This window comes from Anabaena sp. PCC 7938, assembly GCF_049315035.1.
GTDB classification, from domain to species: domain Bacteria; phylum Cyanobacteriota; class Cyanobacteriia; order Cyanobacteriales; family Nostocaceae; genus Anabaena; species Anabaena cylindrica.
Map to the genome: position 1 here is coordinate 1,173,693 of NZ_CP186034.1, position 24,209 is coordinate 1,197,901.

Here is a 24,209-nt window from a genome sequence, read left to right on the forward strand (position 1 = left end):
TGCTCGCTTTAGACTTGAACTGCTAACTTTGCTTCTTTAGCTGTCAATCGCTCATAAGCAGCACGCATTTTCAACCCTGTCAGCACTTGGAATAAACCAGTACCATTGTTGGAACCTGGATACTCACGGTGTTGAAGCAATAAGTGTGTCATCTCACCTTGATACGTGGTAGATGTATTGCTCAAATGAGTTTCGATGTAAATTACTTCTTCCAAGTTATCAAATTGACCGTCTACTTCTAATACAGAGACGTAACGACCGTAGTAAACATCGGAACCGTAGTATAGTTGCATTCCAGGGTAGGAACAAGTGAGCTTACGTCCGCAGGGAGTCCATTGAATAGTTGAACCCTCATCAAAGAGGTAGGTTGGCTCAAAGCCTTCTTTCCCTTCCCGTTGCAGCATACGTACCCGTAAAACTTTGCGCTCTGTGTCGTTTTTGATTAAGTTTGTGGGTAATACTTGTAGAACTACATCTGCAAATTCTCTTTGTGGTTCGATAAACTTTTCAAAATCGGGTTTACGAGAATTGATTTGTGCTAAGACATCTTCGTAACGATGTCCTCGTTCTGCCATATCTCGCTGAATTTTCCAGGCGATTTTGACTTCATCGCTGATATCAAAGTAAACACTGAAATCAATTAAGGCTCTAACTCGTTCATCATATAAAGGATGCAGCCCCTCAACTACTATAATGTGGTTAGGCTCAATCCGTTCTGCTGGATCGAGTAGGCCGGTTTCGTGGTTGTAAATCGGCTTATCAATTGCTTGACCTTCTTTTAGTGCTTTAATTTGCTCATACATGAGGTCAAAATTGTTAGCCCTGGGGTCGAGTGCAGTTATCCCTGTTTCTTTGCGTTGTTTGCGGTCTAAGCAATGATAATCATCCAAGCAGATGACTGTCATCAGATCTTCACCAAACAAATCTATCAATCGACGCAAAAATGTAGATTTACCGCATCCAGAGTCTCCAGCTACTCCAATTAGTACCACGCGTTCCGGCTTAGTCATAAATCTCCTCTAAATACTAAATGTCAATCAATATTTTTTTTCACACGGCAGATTTTTGAAGCCAGGTGTTTACCTCAATGATAATTTCCTGTGTTCTTGCTATCCAGCACGAAATTAGTATATTAGGCTAGTTGGCAATAAGGTTATATTTGTTACTTATTAGAACTATCCTGACTCTTGGCTGGTAAGTATTTAATCCTAGTGATATATTAGATTTTAACAGAAAGATGCATTCTGTAACAAGATTTGCTGTTAAAAATAATCTATTGGTGTACCAATTCAAAATGAATAATTTTTTCTGGTTCTATTTTTAACTGATTAAGATTGTGCAATTTTTGTCAATAAGTAATAATACTGTACAGTATTATGTTAAGCGCGTAAAAAGACAAGTTTGTAGGGCAATAAATACTAGGTATCGCTTTGGACATAGTCCTAGGTCTGGCGGGGCATAATTTTGTGGTAAAACCTGTTATATTAATGGGGTATAAAATCTATGTATTACTGTGAACTAACTTCCCAATAGATTATGGCTAGAAGCGGATAAAGCTGATTGGCTGGATATTCCTCTAGAAAAGATAGTTCACGAAAAAAAGATTAAATTGATTCACTATTAACATTCTGTCCAAGACTTATCCTCTACTTTAGAAGGTGAACAGGTGTGTTTTTTACCATACCCATATGTCTTGGCCGAGTGTACTTAGCAAGGCATCATTTAATGATGCCGTTTTCCCAGACGGCCAGTTTTGTGCAACTAAAATCCGGTAAACTAAAGCTGGCATAGGATGGGAATGTTTTTTTGATAAACGGTTAAGTAAATATCGGAGTGGTAGAAAGAATGTACAATCAAGGTGCTGTTGAGGGTGCTGCCAATATAGAATCAGGTAGCCGCGTCTTCGTTTACGAAGTGGTTGGTTTGCGTCAGAGCGAGGAAACTGATCAAACGGACTACCCAATTCGTAAAAGTGGCAGTGTGTTCATCAGAGTGCCTTACAACCGCATGAATCAAGAAATGCGACGGATCACTCGGCTAGGCGGCAAAATTGTTAGTATTCACCCTATAACAGTTCTAGAACCAGTCAATGGTAAAGCTGCTGTGGAGTTCTCTAACAGTGAAGTCAGCGAGTTAGTTACACCAGTGAATGCTGACAGTGAGGAAAATGGTAAAGCCACACCTGTGAATGCTAATAGTGAAGTCAAAGGCTTCGCTAAATCACCTGCTAAGGATAAAAAAGGCAACACCATGACTCAAGGGAAAGCTAAACACGCTGATGTTCCTGTAAACACTTACCGTCCTAACGCTCCGTTTATTGGTAAGTGTATCTCGAATGAACCGTTAGTTAAGGAAGGCGGTATTGGTATTGTTCAGCACTTAAAGTTTGACCTTTCTACTGGCAATTTGAAGTATATCGAAGGTCAAAGTATTGGTATTATTCCTCCAGGTGTTGACAAAAACGGTAAGCCTGAAAAGCTCAGACTGTACTCGATTGCTTCAACTCGTCACGGCGATGATGTAGATGATAAGACAATCTCATTATGTGTTCGCCAATTAGAGTACAAACACCCAGAAAGTGGCGAGACAATCTACGGTGTTTGCTCTACTTATTTGACTCAGCTAAAACCAGGTGATGATGTCAAAATCACAGGGCCTGTAGGTAAAGAAATGTTGTTACCTGAAGATCCTGAAGCTAATGTCATCATGTTAGCAACAGGAACAGGTATCGCTCCTATGCGGGCTTATCTGTGGCGGATGTTTAAGGATAATGAAAGAGCAGCTAATCCAGAATACCAATTTAAGGGATTCTCTTGGTTGTTGTTTGGAGTACCCACAACTCCTAACGTTCTTTACAAGGAAGAACTGGAAGAAATGCAACAAAAGTATCCAGATAACTTCCGCCTTACCTATGCTATCAGCCGGGAACAGAAAAACCCCGAAGGTGGCAGAATGTACATCCAAGATCGTGTGGCAGAACACGCTGATGAACTGTGGCAATTGATTAAAAAGGAAAAAACCCACACTTACATTTGCGGGTTACGCGGTATGGAAGATGGTATTGATGCAGCTTTGACTGCTGCTGCTGCTAAGGAAGGTGTGACTTGGAGTAGTTACCAGAAGGATCTTAAGAAAGCACATCGTTGGCACGTAGAAACATACTAAGTGCTGAGTACCGAGTGCTGAGTTATAAGTGAGTAGGGTGGGCAGTGCCTACCCTACAATTGTTTTATATAGATGGCTGAGGAAAGAGGTCTCAGTTCTGGGGGGTAAAGTACTTAGATACTTTTGACTGTTCAGCACTCAGCACTCTAAGCTGAAGCACTTAAAAATGAATTGGATGCAAAATCTGTGGGTGTAAAACTAGGAATATTAGGTTTAGGGACTGTGGGAACGGGTACTGTACAACTGTTGCAAGATACGGCAGGTCGTCACCCACTATTAAAAGAGATAGAATTATATCGGGTGGGAGTGCGATCGCTCTCCAAACCGCGTCAAGTAGAATTATCTACAGGGATAGTGACTACGGATTTAGAAGCGATCGTCAATGATCCAGAGATAGATATAATTGTTGAAGTAATGGGAGGATTAGAACCAGCCAGAACACTCATCCTCACTGCTATTAAAAATGGTAAACACGTAGTCACCGCAAACAAAGCCGCAATCTCCCGATTTGGTGCAGAAATATTCACTGCTGCCAATGAATCAGGGGTATATGTGATGCTAGAAGCTACCGTTGGCGGTGGTATCCCTGTCATTCAACCCCTCAAACAGTCTTTAAGTGTCAACCGAATTCGTGCCGTCACTGGGATTGTAAATGGTACAACCAACTACATCCTCACAAGGATGCAAACAGAAGGTAGCGATTTCAATGATGTCTTAGCTGATGCCCAACAACTAGGCTATGCGGAAGCTGACCCAACTGCTGATGTCGATGGCTTAGATGCAGCAGATAAAATTGCCATCTTGGCTTCATTAGGCTTTGGTGGCAGGATTAATTTACCAGATGTCTATTGTGAAGGCATTCGTCAAGTTACAAAGACAGATATTGCCTACGCTGCCAAGTTGGGATTTGTGATTAAATTATTAGCCATAGCCAAAGTTCAAACTAGTGATAACTCTCAATTATCAGTTAGAGTTCATCCTACCCTAGTTCCCCAAACTCATCCTTTAGCTAGTATTAACGGTGTTTATAACGCCATTCTTGTCGAAGGAGAACCCATTGGCCAGGTGATGTTTTTTGGTCCAGGTGCGGGTGCGGGTGCTACTGCTAGTGCTGTCTGTTCTGATATCTTGAATCTTGTCGCTACTCTCAAAACTAATACGCCCAAAACCAATCCCTTACTCGCTTGTAGACATCAAGATTACTGTCAAATTTCCCCAATTTCCCAATTAGTAACCCGATTTTATGCCCGTTTTTTAACAAAAGACCAACCAGGTGTAATTGGCAAATTGGGTACTTGCTTTGGTAAATATGGCGTGAGCTTAGAGTCAGTAGTACAAACAGGCTTTCAGGAAAAACTCGCAGAGATTGTCGTTGTCACCCACGATGTCCGAGAAGGAGACTTTAGACAAGCTTTAGCCGAAATCCAAACCCTAGAAGCAATAGACAGTATTCCTAGCATCTTGCGAGTGCTTTGAGGAGAAAAGGAGCAGGGTGCAGGGTGGGGAGAAAAATTAATTCTTTCTCCTGATAGCGTGGCGTAAGTAGGGGCATATTGCAATACGCCCCTACTCCTGAACTCCTTAATACTTAAGATTCTGAAGTGTCTTTGCCAATAACTTGCGACTTGAGGGTGGTAATTTCACCAGTTAACTCTTGCCGAGTTGAAGCTTTGAGTAAATAACGATAAACAAACCAGGCAGAATAACCGATCCCAATTAACTCAAAGGTAGGTGCTACCAAAGGAATATCATTGAGAGAATCTAGTACAGCCAATAATACCTTAACGGCAACAATTGTTGTAATCACTAATCCCAAGCTAACTATAGGCTGCTTGTATTGATTAAAGAAGTTACCTAGATAGTCAGGCAATGTACCTAGAAAGCCAGAAATTTGTTGCCCATATTTCATCCATTGTTCTTGAGACTGTACAGGAGGCTGGAGTTTGGTAATGCTTCCTGTTTGGTTGTTAATATCTGGAATTGTTGTCTCTTTTAACTTGGTTTCTGTTGTATATTCTGGTTCTTGCATTTTCACTCCTATAGTTTTGATAGTCAAGTTTTCTTAATCCGCACAATTTCAACCACAAGGATGTTGAGTAGACAAAGGACTCCTGGATCAGCAAGATGGGATTGAGATTACAAAAGATTTTTAGTGTCCTCAATAACCATAATTTTCCTGTTACAGATACTGCATCAACTACAAGGTAGAAAATCAGTGGGGAGATAGAAGTCAAAAGGTGACAGGATATATTAAAATCAACTTTCTGAGTTCTGTCTTGTAAATTAACTGTAATTCTCAGGTTGTGATGATCCCAGGCCATGTCAGTTACTCATCATCGTACTCATTGAAGTACAAATCATGCAAAAATTAGTCTACCTCTGAAGCATACAAGTTTAAACGCTGATTTTATCTGAATATTAAAGCTATCTTCAGCCGCGTTCGTCAATTAACTTATTCAGATTGATATTAATATGTAACAATTATTTGGTCTGTTCAGATAGACTAGACATTAAAGGCATTTTATGATATGCATTTATCCCGATAAGAGGATAAGCATGAATTATCAGTCTTACTATAACTCTAAGCTATGTATTTTGTAAAAAATGATTTATTCCTATTATTACAGAGGATAATGTTAATGTTAATCATATTCCCACTGATTATAAAAGCTAGACTGGGTTGGTAATATTGGTGAGAGGGTAAAAAAATTGTAGGGATGCCAGATGAAAACCCAACCCTTGTTGGCAAAAATTTACAAATCAAAAAAGTGTCAACTGAAGAGCCAAAAATAGAAGAACTCCCAACTATAGAATTTCCCTCCCGTGGTAAGCTTAAGGCTAGTTCTTGGCGTATCCATCAGAAAATCGGTTATGGTTACTTTTTGGCTATTGCAATTGGCTTTTTTGGTTCCCTAACTGGACTGGTGCTGGCTAACTATTACCGGGGAAGAGAGGTTAGGCAATTTAACCAGGCTTATCAACAAGAACAGTTATTAAACAATTATAAAGATGCAGTAATTGAAGCACAATTACATAGTTCTAACTTAGTGGCTGTATTGGGAGATGCACGAAAGCTCAACAATAAAAAAGGTGAATTTATTGAGTCTGTTGCTCAAGCACAGAAGATAGAGAAAAACATCTCTCTATATATAGATAGTAATCCTCAGATATTAGCGGCAAATAGAACTACTTTACAGACTTTATTATTCAATTATTCAAATTATTTAGAAGACTATATTCGGCAAATAGAGGATATTTTACTGCAACTTGATCTTCAAAGCGCACAGCCACAACAATTGGACATAGCGCGAGAGAGGCTGCTGGCTGTTATGGATAGTCAAACAGTCGATGATTTGAATAGTTTATCAGATCAATTGACGAAGATTTTACAAACTGCTCAATCACAAGAGCGGGAGAGACGGGGAGATGTAGAGCAAGCTAGATTTGTTGAGAGATTTATTGTTATGGCCAGTATGCTCTTATCTGTAGCGATCGCTGCTATTATGGCATGGCGGACTAGTCGAGCGATCGCAGAACCAGTCATTACTGTAACTCAAGTAGCTGAACAGGTAGCCAGAAAATCTAATTTTGATTTACGCGCTCCTGTCACCACCGATGATGAAATCGGCTTACTTGCTAAATCTTTAAATCGCTTAATTGAGCGAGTATCTGAGCGAACGAAACAGCTACAACAAGCTAAAGAATTAGCGGAAGCAGCCAGTAAAGCTAAAAGCCAATTTTTGGCAAACGTTAGCCACGAGTTACGCACACCGTTAAATGCAGTAATTGGTTTAAGTCAACTATTACAAGATGATGCGATAGATGTCGGTGTCACCCCAGATTTTATCGCTGATTTAGAAACTATCAATTCTGCCGGTAGACATTTGCTAGAACTGATTAACGACATCCTCGACTTGTCAAAAATCGAAGCTGGAAAAATGACTCTCTACCCAGAGACATTTGAAATTATAAATTTGATTAATAATGTAGTTCTCACTGTTAAACCAGCAATTGAAAAAAATGGCAATATATTAGTTTTAGATTGTGATGTTCCATTGGGAACAATGTATGCAGACCAAACTAGAATGCGACAAGTATTATTAAATATACTCAGCAATGCAGCCAAATTTACCACAAACGGCAAAGTAACGCTGGTTATCAAGAATGAGAACACAAACCTATTAAAAGAAGCTCCTTTAGGTGTGATTACTTTTACTGTGATTGATACAGGTATTGGAATGTCACCCAGTCAGCAGCAGCAGTTATTTAAACCCTTTACACAAGGTGATGCTTCAACTACCAAGAAATATGGTGGTACAGGCTTGGGATTAGCCATTAGCCGTCATTTTTGCCAGATGATGGGAGGAGAGATTATGGTCAGTAGTCAGCTTGGCGTTGGCTCTACTTTTAAGGTAAGTTTACCATTAACCGTGCAACATTGAAACTCTTAGCGTCGCCTTAGCCATAGGGCTGTCTTATCCCAACGACAATTTTTAACGCCAACCTACCTATTGTACTCTGAACCAATAGCTACAATTTATAGATGTTAACGCATCTTCCTCCCATATCCATGACGACAAACATTGATTTCCTTAGCCACCTTAACCCTAGCCAACGTCAAGCCGTAGAACATTACTGCGGCCCGTTGCTAGTCGTTGCTGGTGCTGGTTCCGGTAAAACCCGTGCGCTTACCTACCGGATTGCAAACTTGATTCTTAAACATCGTGTCAATCCTGAAAATATCCTCGCAGTGACATTCACTAATAAAGCTGCACGGGAGATGAAGGATAGAATTCAAAGACTATTTGCTGAAAATCTGGCAATTACTCAGCATGGTAAAAAATTGGATTTATTACCAGAATATGAACAAACCCAATTAAAATCAAAAGTTTACCGCACCATCATCAAAGATATGTGGTGTGGCACTTTCCACAGTTTATTTTCTCGGATTCTGCGCTTTGATATTGAAAAATATCAAGATGAAAAAAGACGAACTTGGAATAAAAACTTTTCTATTTTTGATGAATCTGATGTCCAGAGTTTAATCAAAGAAATAGTTACTAAAGATTTAAATCTAGATAATAAAAAATTTGAACCTAAATCAGTTCGTTACGCCATTAGCAACGCCAAAAACCAAGGCTTTTCACCTCAAGAATTTGAGCGTGAACAACCTAATTATCGCGGCCGGGTAATAGCGGACGTTTACAATCGTTATCAAGATAAATTATCACAAAATAACGCCCTTGATTTTGATGACTTAATCCTCGTTCCCACTAGATTATTTCAGCAAAATGAGCAAGTATTAGCTTATTGGCATCGCAAATTTTGTCATGTTCTCGTTGATGAATATCAAGATACAAACCGCACCCAGTATGATTTAATTCAGCTTTTGGTGACAAACGGTGAAGAACGCAAACATGAATGGAACTGGGAAAATCGCTCAGTCTTTGTAGTCGGTGATGCTGACCAGTCAATTTACAGCTTTAGAATGGCAGATTTCACCATTTTGTTAGAATTTCAGGAAAACTTTGGTGATGGTTTACCCGATGATGATACTCGCTCAATGGTGAAGTTAGAAGAAAACTATCGCTCTTGTGAAAATATTCTCCAAGCTGCTAATGAATTAATTGAAAATAACACCCAACGCATTGATAAAATTCTCAAAGCTACACGAGATCCAGGTGAAGAAATTTATTGTCATAAAGCTGATGACGAAATGGATGAAGCAGCTTTTGTTATTAATCAAATTCGCACTTTAGAACATCAAAACCCGGAATTAAACTGGGGTAATTTTGCCATTCTTTATCGGACTAATGCTCAATCTCGACCTTTTGAAGAATTATTAGTTAAATATCAAATTCCTTATACAGTTGTAGGAGGAATGAAATTTTATGACCGTAAAGAAATTAAAGATTCTGTAGCTTATTTAAGAGCAATTAATAATCCAGCCGATACAGTTAGTTTATTAAGAGTTATTAACACACCTCGTCGGGGAATTGGCAAAGCTACTATTGACGCTTTAGTGAATGCTTCCCAGCAATTAAGTACAACTTTGTGGGAAATATTAAGTGATGAAACATCAGTTCACACCTTAGCTGGACGTTCTGCAAAAGCTGTGAATAGCTTTGCAGCGATGATTAAAAAAGGTCAAGAACAAATTACAAAAGTGCCTGGTTCAGAAATTTTGCAAGGAATTTTAGAAGACTCTGGTTATATTGAAGATTTGCAAAATCAAGGTACAGATGAAGCGGATAACAGAATCAGCAACGTTAATGAATTGTATAATGCCATTTTACAATTTCAAGAAGAAAACGAAGGTGAAGATATTTCCTTACAAGCATTTTTACAAAGTGCTGCACTTAGTTCAGATTTAGATAACTTAAAAGAAGGACAAACAGCAGTTTCTTTAATGACATTACACGCTTCTAAAGGGTTAGAATTTCCGGTAGTATTTTTAGTAGGGTTAGAACAGGGGCTTTTTCCTGGTTACCGTTCCTTAAATGACCCCTCAGCCTTGGAAGAAGAACGCCGTCTGTGTTATGTGGGTATTACTCGCGCTCAAGAACGTTTGTTTTTATCCCATGCGAGAGAACGCCGTTTGTATGGTTCTAGAGAACCCGCAATGCGATCGCAATTTCTAGACGAATTACCCACAGAATTATTAACTACCAGAAATAAAGTTAGTCGCTCTTTTACTAAAACCACACCTGCAAAAACTGGTCAACAAGAAACCATCGAAAGCTGGCAGGTAGGAGAAAAAGTACTACACAAATCTTTTGGAATTGGGGAAATAACCCACATTTTTGGGGAAGGAAATAAAGTGACTGTAGCGATTAAATTCGCTAGTTTAGGACAGAAAATTATTGACCCCAGAGTCGCAAAATTGCAAAGAGTGGAGTAGAAATATGTATAGATAAATAATACCAATTTTATAGGAGGCTGCACAAAATAATCACATCAATTGAATTATGTGCGTTTATGTGCGGTCAATTATTCTTGATATCTTAACTCTATGCAACTTCATATCAATTTGGTATCACTAGTAAATCCATGAACTTAAATATTTCGCAAAAACTGAAACGTCGGCAATTTTTATTACAAGCTGCAATGACCAGCAGTAGCATTGTAGCGACAAACCTGGGGTCAAAATCAGGTTTAGCACAGACACCTGCATTCATCACATTAGATAAAAATCGCCCGTCTATACCCTATGGTGTTGCTAGTGGGGATATTAACGGCAATAGTGCTGTCATTTGGAGTCGGTGCGATTGCACTGCACGAATGATTATAGAGTATGCTGCCGATGAGAACTTCCGCAATAGTCGTCGGATATGGGGACAAGTAGCTGCGGCTAATACTGACTTTACCACCCGGACTTATTTGGGGAATCTACCACCAGGACAAGATATATTTTACCGCGTCACTTTTCAAGATTTAAAAGATACTAACATTTACAGCGCTCCAGTAATTGGACATTTGAAAACTGCTCCCCAAGGAAGAGGAAAAGATATATTTTTTGCTTGGTCTGGAGACACCGCAGGTCAAGGCTGGGGAATTAATTCCGAGTGGGGTGGGATGAAAATTTACGAATCTATTCGGAAACTCAACCCTGATTTTTTTATCCATTCAGGTGATTATATTTACGCTGATAATCCGATTAAATCGGAAGTAAGCTTAGACGACGGCAGCATTTGGAAAAATATCACTACTGAAGAAAAATCAAAAGTTGCCGAAACCTTAAAGGAATTTCGCGGCAACTATATTTATAACTTGTTAGATGAAAATGTGCGTCGTTTTAACGCTCAAGTTTCGCAACTTGTACAATGGGACGATCATGAAGTGAGAAATAACTGGTATCCAGGGCAAATATTAGATGATGGGAGATACAAAGTTAAGGATATTTCTTTATTAGCCTCAAGGGCAAAACAAGCATTTTTAGAATATACTCCTATCCGGTTTAATCCTCAAGATCCAAAACGCATTTATCGCTCTTTTAATTATGGACAATCACTAGATGTTTTTATGCTAGATAAACGTAGTTATAGAGGTAAAAATTCTCCTAATAACCAAACAGTAGCAAGTACAGAAACAGCATTTTTGGGTAGTAATCAAATACGCTGGTTAAAGAATCAGTTAAAGAACTCAAAAGCAACTTGGAAAGTAATTGCCAGTGATATGCCTATTGGGTTAATAGTTCGTGATGGTAAAACTGACTTTGAAAATGCTGCAAATGGAGATGGAAAAGCATTAGGAAGAGAGTTAGAATTAGCTGATTTATTAAGTTTCATAAAAAACAGCAATATCCAAAATATTATTTGGTTAACTGCTGATGTACATTATGCCGCAGCCCACTATTATGATCCTAATAAAGCTCAATTTACCGACTTTAAACCTTTTTGGGAGTTTGTCGCTGGACCTCTCAATGCTGGAAATTTTGGCCCGGCTGAATTAGATAATACATTTGGACCAGAAGTGAAATTTCAAACTGCATCTCCAGATATTAAGCTTAATCAAGCACCAAGTTCAGGTTTGCAATTTTTTGGAGCTGTAAAAATTGATGGCAAAACTGAAGTTTTAACTGTTAGTTTGCATAATTTGGAAGGTCAAAAAATTTATAGTTTAGATTTGCCTCCAGAGGTTTAGCAAAGCGTCCGAGATGTTAAGGTAATTTATTTTCTGGATACAAGCTTACAGCAGATTGCAGATCAATGAGGGACAGAATCTAAATTCAAAGCTAGACACCAAGCCAGTTTTAATCCTGACTCCTGAATTCTGCTGTATCTTCTATTGCTATACTTAAAAAAACCACAAGCGCGAGGGTATTATGACCTCCACTAAAGACTTTACCACTTCTGGAATCACTCTTCCAGACCATACTCAGCTTCCAGAATCGGACGGAACTTTTGTAAAAAATTTTCAGGAACATCCGCAAAGCATTCTACTAACTGATTCCATTAAACCTGTATTGCAGAAACTTCATCCTGACGGACAATATTGTATAGGTCAAGATAGTGGTATTTACTGGCGTGCTACCGACCCTCCAGAGCGCGGTGCAGAAGCTCCCGACTGGTTTTACGTTGCCAACGTCCCACCAAGTCTAAATGGGCAAATGAGACGGTCTTATGTGCTTTGGCAAGAGTATATCTCTCCATTAATTGTTTTAGAATTTGTTTCTGGAGACGGTTCACAAGAACGAGATAAAACTCCTTGGAAAGGAAAATTTTGGATATATGAACAGGTGATTCATCCAGCTTTCTACGGTATTTATGAAGTGAATAAAGCCAGTGTGGAATTTTATCATTTAATTGAAGGGCAATATCAATTATTACCAGCAAATGAACGGGGACATTATCCTGTTACAGCATTGGGAGTTGAGTTAGGAATTTGGCAAGGTGAGTATCAGAATGTAGAATTACCTTGGTTGCGTTGGTGGGATTTAGAAGGTAATTTGTTGTTGAGTGGAGAAGAACGGGCTGAACAGGAATACCAAAGAGCTGAACAGGAACACCAAAGGGCTGAACAGGAACGTCAGAAGAACGATCGCTTAATTGCCCAATTGCGATCGCTCGGTATTGAACCAGAAGCCTGATCAAGTCTAATATCTATCTTACTACTCACCACTCCAAGCACAGAAAATATCTGCACCTGGAGAGATTTTTTTATCTTGTTTTTCCCAGGGTTGTGATATATAGAACAGCTTCATCACTAGGAATACCTAGAACATCATTAACTTGTTCATCAAAAAAGCCACCAATACCGCTGACACCTAGATTAAGGCGAATTGCTGCTAAATTGAGCTTTTGTCCCAAATGCCCGGCATCCATATGTAAATAACGGTAAACGCGGTCGCCATATTGAGCGATCGCTGATTTCAAATCAGCAGTATGAAATAACACCGCTGCCGCATCCCGTCCTAATTCCTGTCCTAAACACAGAAAATGTAACTCACGCCGAAAATTTTTAAAGCGAATTTGCCTTAATTCCTGCGCTTTGGGTGCATAATAATAACAGCCAGAATCTAATCCTGTTACTCCTGAAACTGCAATAAATGTTTCAATTAAATTTAAATCAAAGTAATCGGGAGCAGTATCTAAACCTTGGTCAAGATAATTTTGCGCCTGGTAGGTAAAATCGAGTAAAGCTTTGAGTTCATCAAAATTTAAATTATCTCCACTATAAGCACGAGTAGAACGTCGCTTATAGATAGTATTTTCTAATTCTGACAGATTTTCTCCCCAGTTAATTGGTGTGGTGACAGTAGAAACTTTTTCACAAAAAGGAAAATTATATTTATCCTCTAATGACCTTTCTGATTGTACCGTTGGTAAATTCATCTTGCCAGTTGTATTAGATTGAATTTGGGTACTGAGATGAAAATATTTCAATAGTTCACCATCAGGAATTACAGGATAATTGATTTCGGTACTTGAAGGTAAAGCCGTTTTTCCCAAAGGTAAATTTTGTTGGACATCTAACAAATCTGCCAAGGCAATGACAGCAGTTGCACCTTCTTGTTGAGGATCAATATAAAGGAGATCATTAACAGCTTCATCTATAAAACCGCCGATTAAATGAGGACGATAATCACTAATTCCACAAGCCAATTCAATATTGCTTAAAAGATGTCCTGTATCCAGGAAAATCCGACGGTAAGCCCTATCTTCATAACGCCAAGCTGAACGATAAAAAACCGCAGTCGTGATAATAGCTAGTTGAGTATGTTCTAGAGTGGGATGCCATAAACAAGCTGTTTGTAATGATTGCCAAACATCATTTTCCCAATATTGCATCAAAGAATGAGTCCGGCATTGATAGTTGTACAGTCCAGGTGGTAGCAACGGTGTACCACGAGACACCAAATATACTTCTGCTGGATATAAACCCCCAGCACTGGGAGCAGAGCGTAAATATACCGCACTACCCATAGAAGGCATTTTTGCCGTTAGTCCGTAGCTGTGAAATAGCAGTTGCGAAAGTCGCCGCCACCATTTAGCATCTGGGTTATGGGCAAAAGTCTCTGGTTCTTCTTGCAAATAGGGTTTAAGGTCAAAATCTGAGCCAATTTTGTATTCTTTAAACGGTACTGGCTGCTTAGACCAGTCTAAAGTCTGACCTTTAGAAGCAAGCGTTTCCGGGTCGTATTTAGTTCGCTCATGGTAGTGCTGGGCAATTGATTGGTGTATTTCTGGCATATTAATTTTAATACCCTAGAGGGGAGTTCTGTTTCTTGATCTTGACATTCATCAGCCTCATTATTTCGTGTTAATGAGTACAATCTTTTGAAGATTGAAGGACTGGAAAGATCGGGAGGTTAATAACCCAATGACCAATTACGAATTATCAAATGATACCTGTACGTCAAACTTTGTCAAAGAGCGATATTCAACTGTCTTACCTGGAATGGAACCAAGGTGAAAAACCATTACTGTTATTACATGGTATGGCGGATAATGCCTTGGTGTGGTCTAGCTTAGGAGATTATTTAGCAGATGATTACCATATAGTTGCACCGGATATGCGTGGTCATGGTGAGAGTAGCAAGCCAGAGAAGGATTATAGTTTTGAGAGTGCGATCGCTGATTTGGAAACATTAATGGATAAACTGGGATGGTCTGCTGCCCATATCGTCAGTCACTCCTGGACAGGTAAATTAGCCGCTATTTGGGCTAGACAAAACCCAGAACGCCTACGGAGTATCACCCTCATAGATCCAATTTTCATTTGGAAAATGCCCAGTTTCCTCAAATTAACTTTTCCTCTCTTGTACAGCGTTTTACCTTTCCTAAAAAGCATGGGACCCTTCGCCAGTTATGAAGAAGCCGAACAAAAAATCAAACAACTCAGCCAATATCAAAACTGGACTTCCATACAACAGCAAATCTTCCAAGCTGGAATAGAACAAAAACCTGATGGAACTTGGGGTAGCAAATTTACAATCGCTGCCCGTGACGGAATTTTTGCAGCAGTCATGGAAATACCAGGTTTTATCAACCCAGTAGATACTCCTGCCCTCTTTATACAACCAGAAAAAGGTGTAAACCGCCAAAATTGGCAAATTAAACCCTATAAAGACAACCTCAAAAATCTCACCCTAAAAAAAGTTCCTGGCAATCATTGGCCATTTTTAACCCAACCAGAAGAATTTAACCAAACAGTAGCCACATTCTTAGCCCAACAAAACTAAAACTCCGCGTTACTCAGCGTTAACCTCAGCGTCCCTCTGCATTTTAAACCTCCCCAAATTATGAGCCTTTGTATCAACCCAGTTTGTCCTCAACCCAACCACCCCGACAACGACGAAAACCGCTTTTGTCAAACCTGTGGTTCCCAATTAGAACTATTAGGAAGTTATCGAGTTATGCGCTTAATAAGTGACAAAACTGGGTTTAGCAAAGTCTATGAAGCTTATGAAAAAAACATCCCAAAAATCCTCAAAATCCTCAAAGAAGAATTAGCCAAGGATACCAAAGCAATATCACTATTTCAACAAGAAGTAAATGTTTTAGCACAGTTAAATCATCCTGGTATTCCCCAAGCCGAAGGTTACTTTCAATATCAGACCAGAGTTGGTTTAACTTTGCATTGCATGGTTATGGAAAAAATTGATAGTCTCAACTTAGAACAATGGCTCAAGCAACAACAAAACCGCCCTATTTCTGAAGCACAAGCAATAGCTTGGTTAAAACAATTAGCCGAAATCTTATCATTAGTTCATGACAAACAATATCTTCATCGAGATATTAAACCAGCTAATATCATGATTCGTCCTGATGGACAATTAGTATTAATTGACTTTGGTACAGCCAGAGAACTTACCAAAACCTATTTGACTAATGGTGGAGGAATCACAGCAATTACATCATCTGGTTATAGCCCTCCAGAACAAATGAATGGTCAAGCCATACCGCAATCAGATTTTTTTGCATTAGGACGCACATTTGTATTTTTACTGACTGGATCTCATCCTTTAAACTTTTATGATCCTCACCTAAATACATTGCAATGGCGAAATCATGCCACTCACGTTTCACCTCTATTATTAAATTTTATTGATTGGTTAATATCCCCAGAATTAGATAAACGTCCTAGAAATGCTCAAGAAATTTTACAGCGTTTAGTAGAACATGAAAATCAAATCACAGGAAGTAATCTTGCAACCGTTAATGTCGTAGGTGGTCTAAAAACCGCCCAAATACCCAAAAATACTCCTCATCAAAATATAATTTCCCAACCAAATCAGCCAGAAAAATTGCCTTTATTAGCACTATTATTAGCTATGCTATTATCATTAGGCTTACTTGGCATAGTAGCTTTAGCAACACGTTCATCCAAATTGGTTATAACAGCTAATTATGGACAAGCCCCAGAGAAAAAAGGCAAAGTAGATTATTTTCCCTACGAAGAAGGAAAAGATAGTCAAGGCAGAATAGCTGAATTTAATATTGCAGTCCTATCTGTTGAATATAAATGGTTATTAGGCAGCAATTTCCAAATTAAATATAATGATCAAGTTATTAGCCTTGAACTTCTAAAAATGAATTTAGAACAAGAAGGTATACAAAAAATAATGGAAAACCCTAGCGAAATTATTTCCGTAGGTACAGCTTCCTGTGAGGGTGATGTCACAGTAGAACAAAGTCGGGCATTAGAACGTGCTAAACAAATCCAACTGTTAGGGAAAAAGCTATTTAGTAACACACCTAGCGTTAAAGGTTATCGCTTATTAAACCTGGGACAATTTCAAAGAAAAGATTGTCAAGCAAATCAAGATTCAACAGCTTATCAACGTAGCATAATCATTATTGGCGTTAAAAAACAAGCCGAAGGAGTAATTTTAGATGAAGCCTTAAGAAACAGATTAGATAAAAAACCATTTGCTGATTTTAAATTAGAAGATTACTCATTAGGTTCAGTTGAGAAATTTCAAACCATACCCAGTAACTTGTAACATCTCTCCTCCTCCGCGTTCTCTGCGTGACGGACACTTTGCACAAGTCGGGAAACCCGCCCACACAAGTATCCTCCTCTGCGTGAAATAAATCTTATCCTCCTTATGGTCAAAAAAGCAGACATTAGCACCAAAAAACTAATCAGCCTCGCACCCGAAAACTGGGTAAAATGGGTGACACAAATCGTCGATATTACCACAGGAGAAATTCTCAATTCAGAATTCCAATGGATAAGCCGGGAAAGCGATGTCTTAGTTAAAGCCACCAGTCCCCAATACGGTGAATTTCTCGTACTTAACGAGTTACAATTACGATATAAGCCAGAAATGCCCAAGCGGGTGCGGGCTTATGCGGCACTAGCGGAGGAAAAATATAATCTTCCCACCTACCCAGTATTAATCAACATTCTCAAAGAAAGCGAAACAGAAATTCCTACCCGCTACGAATCAGAATTTGCTGGTTTGCAAGCGCGTCAAGACTACCGGGTAATCAATCTTTGGGAAGTTGATGTGGAAATCGCTTTGAGTCAACCCATTCCTTCATTGCTTCCCTTTGTACCAATTCTCAAAGGTGGTGCAGAAGAATCGACGGTTAGACAAGCATTAAAAATGCTGCGTGCAGATGAGCAATTAAGCCAATTAGAAACAGTCATGGCTTTTTTTGCTACCTTCGTATTAGATAGTGACTTAGTACAGCAAATTATGAGGTGGGATATGACAGTATTACGCGAGTCTCCTTGGTATCAGCAGATTTTGAAAGAAGGTGAACAAAGAGGTGAAAAACGGGGTATAGTGTCAGCAATTGAACTAAGTTTAGAAGTAAAATTTGGTACTGAAGGTTTACAACTAATGCCTATAATCTGCCAAATTGCCGCTTTAGAACAATTAAAAACTATTCAAAGGGGCATTATGACTATAAATACTCTCGATGAATTGCGGGAATTTATACAGAGAAATTAAACTTCTGCAATTTATGTATCCTATTTGATTTGTGAAAATGGAAATGGTGAGATTCCCAACTTTTTCGGGAATCAAGAAATTTTATTTTTATCAAAATGTAGAGCCTTAAAAGGGGTATCCTAACTATAAATACTTTCGATTAAATTCGGTAATTTATGGATGAAATTTGAACTTACTCAAGTTAGATTTAGATAAATTATTGAGGTGGAGGATAACGATGTTAGAAAAATCTTTCTTCTATCAAGAAATTCTGCATAAAGGTAGAGAAGAAGGACGGCTAAAAGAGAGGCTGTCAGGTATTGAGTTAGCTTTAGATGTTAAATTCGGTGCTGAAGGTTTAGAACTAATGCCAGAAATATCACAAATTTCTGATTTAGACCTATTAAGAAATATTCAGAAAGGTGTTCTGGAGGTAAATACTTTAGATGAGTTACACGAAATTCTTCAAAGTATTCAGATACCAAATGAAATGATTTAACCTGACAATTCATAACTTAGGAATTATTCACGCTCCCATTCCTGAATACCTCTTTAATCCTGCACGCCATAACAAGCGATTTGCACCCATAAATACTAGCAACCAACCCAAAATTGACAAAAATCCTCTTGTTAAGTCAACAGGTAAACCTACGAGAATACTTGCAGGAAAATGAATCAAATAGGGAAAAGGTGTAAACATGACTACGTTTCGCACAGCTTCAGGAAAAACTTCTAAAGGTGCAATCATACCTGATAAAAACAGAAAAAATAAAAACCAGAAACTTTCTAAAGCTGTAGCTCTTTCTGTCCAAAAAGAGAACATAGCAAAAGTATACTGAATTAAAAATCGTAGGGCAAAAGCTAGTAGCGAAGCTAAACTAAACAGGAATAAATTAGGTAAACTCGGCAACCAAAAAGCTTGAGGATATAATAAAAAAAAGAATCCTATTAATAGAAATACAAAAGGCATTCTAGCAAATCTTTCAGAAACATGGTTAGCAAGATGATGAAATCCTGGATCTATAGGTTGTAATAATCGTGGAGAAAGTTTACCTTCTATTACCTCTCTTTCAAAGTCAAAAATTACCCAAACAACTGTCATTTGTCTGACTAAAAAAACAGCAAAAAAGTAACGGGCAAAATCTATAGAGGTGAGACTAAACTGCCCTCCTTGAGCCGCTTTTATCCATACACCCATGAGAATAATTGGTAAAGAACCAGATAAAATCCATAATACTAATTCTGACCGATACTCAAGCATATAGGCATAGTAGACTGAAAGCAAAGTTAGGGCTTTTTTAAGAGGATGTTTCATAATTTGTTATTTACAGCTATGCCTCTACTACATTTTTTACTCAAAACTAGACAAAACCATTCTGAAAAACTCTTCCAATTACTTCTTCTACAGGTGGTTCTGTTACTGTTAAATCAATAACTTCCAAATCAGCTAAAATTTGTGATACGGTGCTGGTAAGTGCGGCTCTCTGGACGATAAAACGCACGGCTCTTCCTTCTAAAAGTTGGATATCTCCATAAGACATAAGTTTTTCAGCTGGTAGAGGGTGGGCTAATTCAACATAAATTTCTCGGTAAGGTGCAAAGTTTTCTAATAACCCATCTAAGCTACCGTCATACATCAGTTTTCCTTGGTGAATTAATAGTACACGTTTGCATAAAGCTGTGATATCTGCCATGTAATGACTTGTCAATAATACTGTTGCTTGATAAAGCTGATTGTAATCTCTTAAAAAGTCACGTACACTCACTTGAGCATTTACATCTAGTCCTAAAGTTGGTTCATCTAAAAATAAAACTTGGGGACGGTGTAAAAGTGCGGCTAACAGTTCGGCTTTCATGCGTTCACCGAGTGATAGCTTGCGGACTGGTTGGTTCAGTTTACCTTCTAAAGAAAGCATTTCTGTTAATTCACCAACTCGATGCTGAAATTCTCTGTCAGAAATGTTATAAACTGCGGCGTTAATTCTTAAGGAATCTAATGCTGGTAAGTCCCAAATTAATTGTTGTTTCTGCCCCATTACTAGGGTGATTTTTTGCAAAAATGCTTCTTGACGACGAAAAGGAATATGTCCGGCAACTCTGACTGTACCGCTAGAAGGATGAATTAAGCCGGTGAGCATTTTCAAAGTGGTAGTTTTGCCCGCACCGTTGGGGCCTAAAAAACCAACCACTTCACCGGAAGCGATTTCAAAAGAAACATCTTGAACGGCTTTGATTGAACGATAAGTCCGCCGAAAAAAATGGGTAAGGGTTCCGCGAATACCAGGCTCTTTAATAGCTACTGGGTAGTATTTACTTAGATTTTCTGCTATGATGATTGACATAAAAAATTATTTCCTTTTACTTTTGTGCCTTCTGCTAAGGATTGCACAGATGGTGTTCAGTAAGCTTCACTCTAAGGGAATCCTTTTTTACTAATTTCTGATTATACTGTAAATAATTCCTCACCTAATAAGCATAATTTAATTAATGACTTATGAAGGAGGCTGGGGTATCGCCATTAGTAAGAGAAAGTAATATAGAAGTATCATTTATAACTTAAGTTGCAATAACAAAATTGTGAACTCAAAATGGTGCGATCGCGCCCCACTTGCTTGGCTTGATATAGTGCTTGATCAGCTGCTTCAAATAATTCCTTTAAACCCAGAGAGGCTTGTGGGATAATACAGGCAACTCCTAAACTAATTGTTACTTTAGTTACATTTGTTTCTTGACTATATTGAGTGAAGTTAGGAATTTTAATTTCCCATAATTTTACTTTTTTTCTAATTTCTTCTGCAATTATTATCGCTCCTTTAGAGTCAGTCTGTGGTAAGATTACGACAAATTCTTCACCACCATAACGAGCAACTAAATCATCTGCTCGTTTGATTACTGAATTAATTGCTTGAGCAACTTGACTTAAACAATCATCTCCAGCTTGATGTCCATAGGTATCATTAAAAAGTTTAAATTTATCTATATCTGCTAATATTAAAGCTATGGGTTCTTGGGTACGTTTCATCCTTTCCCATTCTAATTGGAAGCGATTATCAAAATATCTCCGGTTAGCAATTTGAGTCAGTTTATCAATATTCAATAAAAATTTTAATTTTTCATTTTCTTCTTCTAGTTTTTCTAAACGAATAGAGGTATTATTTTCTGCTATTAATGTTTCTTTTTGAAAAAATAAACGATACATTTCACAAGCAGGTTGAAAATTATCACTTCCTAATTGTTTAATAAGTCCTAAACTATCTAATTTATAAATTAAATTTGCAGATATACGGGTAGGTTTTTGAGAATTTATGATTTTATAAAAAGCTACGGATAGTTCTTCATTACTTTGTAATATAGTCAATAAATACCTTAAATGATGACTATAAATTCCGTTGTGGCTGATAGCCGTTGCTAGTAGTTCGGGAAAAGAAATTTTTTGTTGCTGGATATGATAGAAAGCTAGATGAATTAAATAAGGATGTCCACCAATAAGATCCATTAATTGTTTTACAGCACTAGTATCAAACCAATTCAGGTCATGTCGTCTAGCGAATTCTGTTACTTGCTCTGCATTAAATTCTGGTATTTTTAAGCATAACCCCACATTAAATGGAGATTGATTTACATTTAATGGAATATAAACTTCTGTAGCGTGAATTACTACTAGACGCAATTTTTGCCAAATTTTGGTTTGTTTAGCTTTTTCATGCCAACTTCTTAACAAAGGCAAAAAATCCTTGGCAATGTGCAGATGTTCAAAAATATAATTGACTTCATTCAGAACTAAAACTAATGGACTTTGAATTTGTTTTAATAAATAGCCCTCAAAATAAATTGAAGCACTAACTTTACTGCCGATGTCCTCATCCCAATAATCATTTAGATTTGGTGTTAGGGACAACTGACGAGCAATATTCATACAAAACCAGCGTAAAAATTTGTTAAGACTAGTAAAAATTTGGCTATCTGCCTGTTGAAAATCTATGCTCGCTATTATGTATCCTTGATTCATGGCTTGGTGAATTAACCGCAACATCAAGGAGCTTTTACCCATATTGTAAGATGCTCTAATGCGTAGTAATGCTCCTGGTTTGGTCAATTCTGTATAAGCATCTCTTTCAATTGGCGGACGTTCAATATAAAATCGGGAATTGAATGGCAGAGGATCACCAGGTAAAAGGATATTTTCCTCCATCTAGAACATACCTTTTTGATTTAACATGAATTTTTATTTTTCAACTTAAACTAATGTAATGTTATGTATATTAACTCGAAATAATGCTTTAAGTATAATTATGTAAGTAATCTGAGCTTACATAAGTCCCTTGTGGAAATTATATATAAAAGTTAACATTTGCCATCTGTACTGCTCACTGTAGTGAAGTTAATTAAGTTACCTTAAACGGCCTGAGCGTAAAATACTGATAATTAACCACAGTCCTAATAGACTGGCGGCAGCAAATAGGATGCTACTGACGTAAGATAACTGAGATGTTGTGGCTCGGCTAGAAATCATGGCTGCACCCATGATGAGAGAACCGACTAAAATGCTAAAAGAAAGACGGTTAGCTGCGTCGTCCATTGTCCGCCGTACACCGTCTAGCCCTTGTAGTGATAAGTTCCACTGTAGGGTTTCTGATGTGACACGATCTAATAAGAGTTCAATTTGTCTGGGAGATTGCAGAGAGAGACTTTTGATGTCTAAAGCGGTGCGTAAAAGCGATCGCACTGGACTCTCTCCTAATAACTGACGACTAAACAAGTCTGTGATTAATGGCTTGATTTCATCAAATAAATTTACCTCTGGGTTGAAGGTACGCGCTACCCCTTCTAAATTAGCTAAGGTTTTGGCATACAAACCCATATTGCTGGGTAAGCGAATTTTATTATTGCGGGCAATTTGCAAAATTTCATAAATCACCCGACTGAAATTTATATCAGTCAAGCTGGCATTGTAATACTTCCGCAACATCCGGTCATAGTCATTTTCTAACTTTGCTAAAATTACCGGTTGGGCAGAATCTGATAGTTGCAAAGTTAACTGAGCGCATCTCTGAGCATCTAAGTCCACAATTGCTAACAACATTTCTGTTAAAATCTGCTGAGTGCGGGGATCAAGTCTGCCCACCATGCCACAATCTAAAAGCGCAACACGCCCATCTATGAGATAAAACAAATTGCCTGGATGGGGATCAGCATGAAAGAAACCATCAATATATATTTGTTGAAAAAATACCCGAAACAGTAAAGTAGTGATCGCTTTCCGTGCAGGAATTAAGTCTTGCTCATTGTGATTGATACTTAAATCTGCTGATAGTATGGGAACTCCATCTAGCCATTCCATCACCAGTAACTTTTCTGTAGTTAAATGCCAGTTAATTTCCGCTACTACTATTTGTGTGGGATCATACCAACGACTTGCAGATAAATTACGCCGCAGTTGATCTGTAAAACCTGCTTCTCGTTTAAAATCTAACTCAGCTTCTAGAGCTTTAGTAAATTCTTCCGCAATAGATTTGATATCGTAATTTTGCCCAAAATCAGTCCGAGCTACCAAATCCGCGATACCTTGAATTAAGGCAATATCTTGGGCAATGGTGATATCGATCCCAGGTCTTTGCACCTTTAGAGCTACTTCTTTACCATCTGCTAAAGTAGCGCGATGGGTTTGGGCAATTGATCCCGCAGCTACAGGAAAATGATTAATTATGCGGAAAGTTTCTTCTAGTGGACGTTTGAGTTGTTTGCGGATTACTATTTCTACTTCAGACCAAGGAACTGGTGGTACTTCATCTTGTAGCGTTGACAGTTCTTCGATGTAGCCAGCGCTGAGTAAATCTGGACGGGTGGAAAGCAGCTGACCGAGTTTGACATAAACTGGCCCCAAATCCACCAAAATATTTTTTAATACCGCAGGTGTAGGTAGTTGGGGCTCATCCGTTTTGCCACCAGTCAGCAAGCTTCGCATATAGTCCCAGCCGTTGCGAAGGACTACTTCAATAATTTCTCGTTGTCGGGGTACTGTTTGGGTTAAAAACATTTTTTAGTGATTGGTAATTGGTAATTGGTAATTGGTAATGGGTAATTGGTAATTGGTAATGGGTAATGGGTAATGGGTAATGGGTAATGGGTGATTAATTCTTTCTTTCTTTCTTTCTTC

The 24,209-nt window shown here is 38.3% G+C and carries 17 protein-coding genes; 10 read left to right on the forward strand and 7 right to left on the reverse strand.

Features of this window, described 5'->3' with window-relative positions:
• Positions 1-8: 8 nt before the first annotated feature.
• Complete coding sequence (locus ACOWPH_RS05690; protein WP_015214457.1) at positions 9-1,010, reverse strand: phosphoribulokinase; 1,002 nt, start codon at positions 1,008-1,010, stop codon at positions 9-11.
• An 835-nt stretch (positions 1,011-1,845) separates the two neighbouring features.
• On the opposite strand from ACOWPH_RS05690, the gene petH reads away from it, so the two are divergent.
• A complete protein-coding gene (gene petH / locus ACOWPH_RS05695) occupies positions 1,846-3,165 on the forward strand; it encodes a ferredoxin--NADP reductase (RefSeq protein ID WP_042464910.1) in 1,320 nt (439 codons plus the stop codon).
• 186 nt (positions 3,166-3,351) lie between these two features.
• The gene (locus tag ACOWPH_RS05700; RefSeq protein ID WP_015214459.1) at positions 3,352-4,641 is read left to right on the forward strand and encodes a homoserine dehydrogenase; all 1,290 of its coding nucleotides are present in this window, start codon (positions 3,352-3,354) and stop codon (positions 4,639-4,641) included.
• A gap of 112 nt (positions 4,642-4,753) precedes the next feature.
• On the opposite strand, the gene ACOWPH_RS05705 is transcribed toward ACOWPH_RS05700, so the two are convergent.
• Positions 4,754-5,194 (reverse strand): CAAD domain-containing protein, encoded by a 441-nt coding sequence (locus ACOWPH_RS05705; protein ID WP_015214460.1) that lies wholly within the window; start codon positions 5,192-5,194, stop codon positions 4,754-4,756.
• Between the two features lie 688 nt (positions 5,195-5,882).
• On the opposite strand from ACOWPH_RS05705, the gene ACOWPH_RS05710 reads away from it, so the two are divergent.
• The 4 genes from ACOWPH_RS05710 to ACOWPH_RS05725 all read left to right on the forward strand — a co-directional run bounded on the left by ACOWPH_RS05710 (position 5,883) and on the right by ACOWPH_RS05725 (position 12,754).
• The gene (locus ACOWPH_RS05710) at positions 5,883-7,607 is read left to right on the forward strand and encodes a sensor histidine kinase (RefSeq protein WP_015214461.1); all 1,725 of its coding nucleotides are present in this window, start codon (positions 5,883-5,885) and stop codon (positions 7,605-7,607) included.
• 128 nt (positions 7,608-7,735) lie between these two features.
• Entirely contained in the window at positions 7,736-10,066 is a 2,331-nt protein-coding gene (gene pcrA, locus ACOWPH_RS05715; RefSeq protein ID WP_015214462.1) for a DNA helicase PcrA, read from the forward strand.
• 149 nt (positions 10,067-10,215) lie between these two features.
• Entirely contained in the window at positions 10,216-11,808 is a 1,593-nt protein-coding gene (locus tag ACOWPH_RS05720; protein WP_015214463.1) for an alkaline phosphatase D family protein, read from the forward strand.
• 181 nt (positions 11,809-11,989) lie between these two features.
• On the forward strand, positions 11,990-12,754 hold the full coding sequence (locus tag ACOWPH_RS05725) for a Uma2 family endonuclease (RefSeq protein ID WP_015214464.1): 765 nt from the start codon (positions 11,990-11,992) through the stop codon (positions 12,752-12,754).
• A gap of 70 nt (positions 12,755-12,824) precedes the next feature.
• On the opposite strand, the gene ACOWPH_RS05730 is transcribed toward ACOWPH_RS05725, so the two are convergent.
• Positions 12,825-14,357 (reverse strand): SagB/ThcOx family dehydrogenase, encoded by a 1,533-nt coding sequence (locus ACOWPH_RS05730; RefSeq protein WP_015214465.1) that lies wholly within the window; start codon positions 14,355-14,357, stop codon positions 12,825-12,827.
• Between the two features lie 152 nt (positions 14,358-14,509).
• Between ACOWPH_RS05730 and ACOWPH_RS05735 the strand changes: the two genes are divergently transcribed.
• From ACOWPH_RS05735 to ACOWPH_RS05750, 4 genes are all read left to right on the forward strand, one after another.
• A complete protein-coding gene (locus ACOWPH_RS05735) occupies positions 14,510-15,349 on the forward strand; it encodes an alpha/beta fold hydrolase (RefSeq protein WP_015214466.1) in 840 nt (279 codons plus the stop codon).
• A 60-nt stretch (positions 15,350-15,409) separates the two neighbouring features.
• Complete coding sequence (locus tag ACOWPH_RS05740; RefSeq protein WP_015214467.1) at positions 15,410-17,113, forward strand: serine/threonine-protein kinase; 1,704 nt, start codon at positions 15,410-15,412, stop codon at positions 17,111-17,113.
• Between the two features lie 105 nt (positions 17,114-17,218).
• Positions 17,219-18,073, forward strand: a complete 855-nt coding sequence (locus tag ACOWPH_RS05745) for a hypothetical protein (RefSeq protein ID WP_015214468.1) — start codon at positions 17,219-17,221, stop codon at positions 18,071-18,073.
• 217 nt (positions 18,074-18,290) lie between these two features.
• Positions 18,291-18,551 (forward strand): hypothetical protein, encoded by a 261-nt coding sequence (locus ACOWPH_RS05750; protein ID WP_042464913.1) that lies wholly within the window; start codon positions 18,291-18,293, stop codon positions 18,549-18,551.
• Positions 18,552-18,578: 27 nt separating this feature from the next.
• Here the strand turns inward: ACOWPH_RS05750 and ACOWPH_RS05755 are convergent, their stop codons facing one another.
• The 4 genes from ACOWPH_RS05755 to ACOWPH_RS05770 all read right to left on the reverse strand — a co-directional run bounded on the left by ACOWPH_RS05755 (position 18,579) and on the right by ACOWPH_RS05770 (position 24,089).
• Complete coding sequence (locus ACOWPH_RS05755) at positions 18,579-19,367, reverse strand: ABC transporter permease (protein WP_015214469.1); 789 nt, start codon at positions 19,365-19,367, stop codon at positions 18,579-18,581.
• Between the two features lie 46 nt (positions 19,368-19,413).
• Positions 19,414-20,394, reverse strand: coding sequence for an ABC transporter ATP-binding protein (locus tag ACOWPH_RS05760; RefSeq protein ID WP_015214470.1), 981 nt, complete (start codon positions 20,392-20,394; stop codon positions 19,414-19,416).
• Between the two features lie 203 nt (positions 20,395-20,597).
• Positions 20,598-22,244, reverse strand: coding sequence for an AAA-like domain-containing protein (locus ACOWPH_RS05765; protein ID WP_015214471.1), 1,647 nt, complete (start codon positions 22,242-22,244; stop codon positions 20,598-20,600).
• 198 nt (positions 22,245-22,442) lie between these two features.
• On the reverse strand, positions 22,443-24,089 hold the full coding sequence (locus ACOWPH_RS05770; protein WP_015214472.1) for an ABC1 kinase family protein: 1,647 nt from the start codon (positions 24,087-24,089) through the stop codon (positions 22,443-22,445).
• Positions 24,090-24,209 lie beyond the last annotated feature (120 nt).

Coding starts and splice junctions, on each gene's coding strand:
- ACOWPH_RS05690 (WP_015214457.1), bottom strand. CDS start 1,010: ATGACTAAGCCGGAACGCGTGGTACTAATTGGAGTAGCTGGAGACTCT.
- petH (WP_042464910.1), top strand. CDS start 1,846: ATGTACAATCAAGGTGCTGTTGAGGGTGCTGCCAATATAGAATCAGGT.
- ACOWPH_RS05705 (WP_015214460.1), bottom strand. CDS start 5,194: ATGCAAGAACCAGAATATACAACAGAAACCAAGTTAAAAGAGACAACA.
- ACOWPH_RS05710 (WP_015214461.1), top strand. CDS start 5,883: ATGCCAGATGAAAACCCAACCCTTGTTGGCAAAAATTTACAAATCAAA.
- pcrA (WP_015214462.1), top strand. CDS start 7,736: ATGACGACAAACATTGATTTCCTTAGCCACCTTAACCCTAGCCAACGT.
- ACOWPH_RS05720 (WP_015214463.1), top strand. CDS start 10,216: ATGAACTTAAATATTTCGCAAAAACTGAAACGTCGGCAATTTTTATTA.
- ACOWPH_RS05725 (WP_015214464.1), top strand. CDS start 11,990: ATGACCTCCACTAAAGACTTTACCACTTCTGGAATCACTCTTCCAGAC.
- ACOWPH_RS05730 (WP_015214465.1), bottom strand. CDS start 14,357: ATGCCAGAAATACACCAATCAATTGCCCAGCACTACCATGAGCGAACT.
- ACOWPH_RS05735 (WP_015214466.1), top strand. CDS start 14,510: ATGATACCTGTACGTCAAACTTTGTCAAAGAGCGATATTCAACTGTCT.
- ACOWPH_RS05740 (WP_015214467.1), top strand. CDS start 15,410: ATGAGCCTTTGTATCAACCCAGTTTGTCCTCAACCCAACCACCCCGAC.
- ACOWPH_RS05745 (WP_015214468.1), top strand. CDS start 17,219: ATGGTCAAAAAAGCAGACATTAGCACCAAAAAACTAATCAGCCTCGCA.
- ACOWPH_RS05750 (WP_042464913.1), top strand. CDS start 18,291: ATGTTAGAAAAATCTTTCTTCTATCAAGAAATTCTGCATAAAGGTAGA.
- ACOWPH_RS05755 (WP_015214469.1), bottom strand. CDS start 19,367: ATGAAACATCCTCTTAAAAAAGCCCTAACTTTGCTTTCAGTCTACTAT.
- ACOWPH_RS05760 (WP_015214470.1), bottom strand. CDS start 20,394: ATGTCAATCATCATAGCAGAAAATCTAAGTAAATACTACCCAGTAGCT.
- ACOWPH_RS05765 (WP_015214471.1), bottom strand. CDS start 22,244: ATGGAGGAAAATATCCTTTTACCTGGTGATCCTCTGCCATTCAATTCC.
- ACOWPH_RS05770 (WP_015214472.1), bottom strand. CDS start 24,089: ATGTTTTTAACCCAAACAGTACCCCGACAACGAGAAATTATTGAAGTA.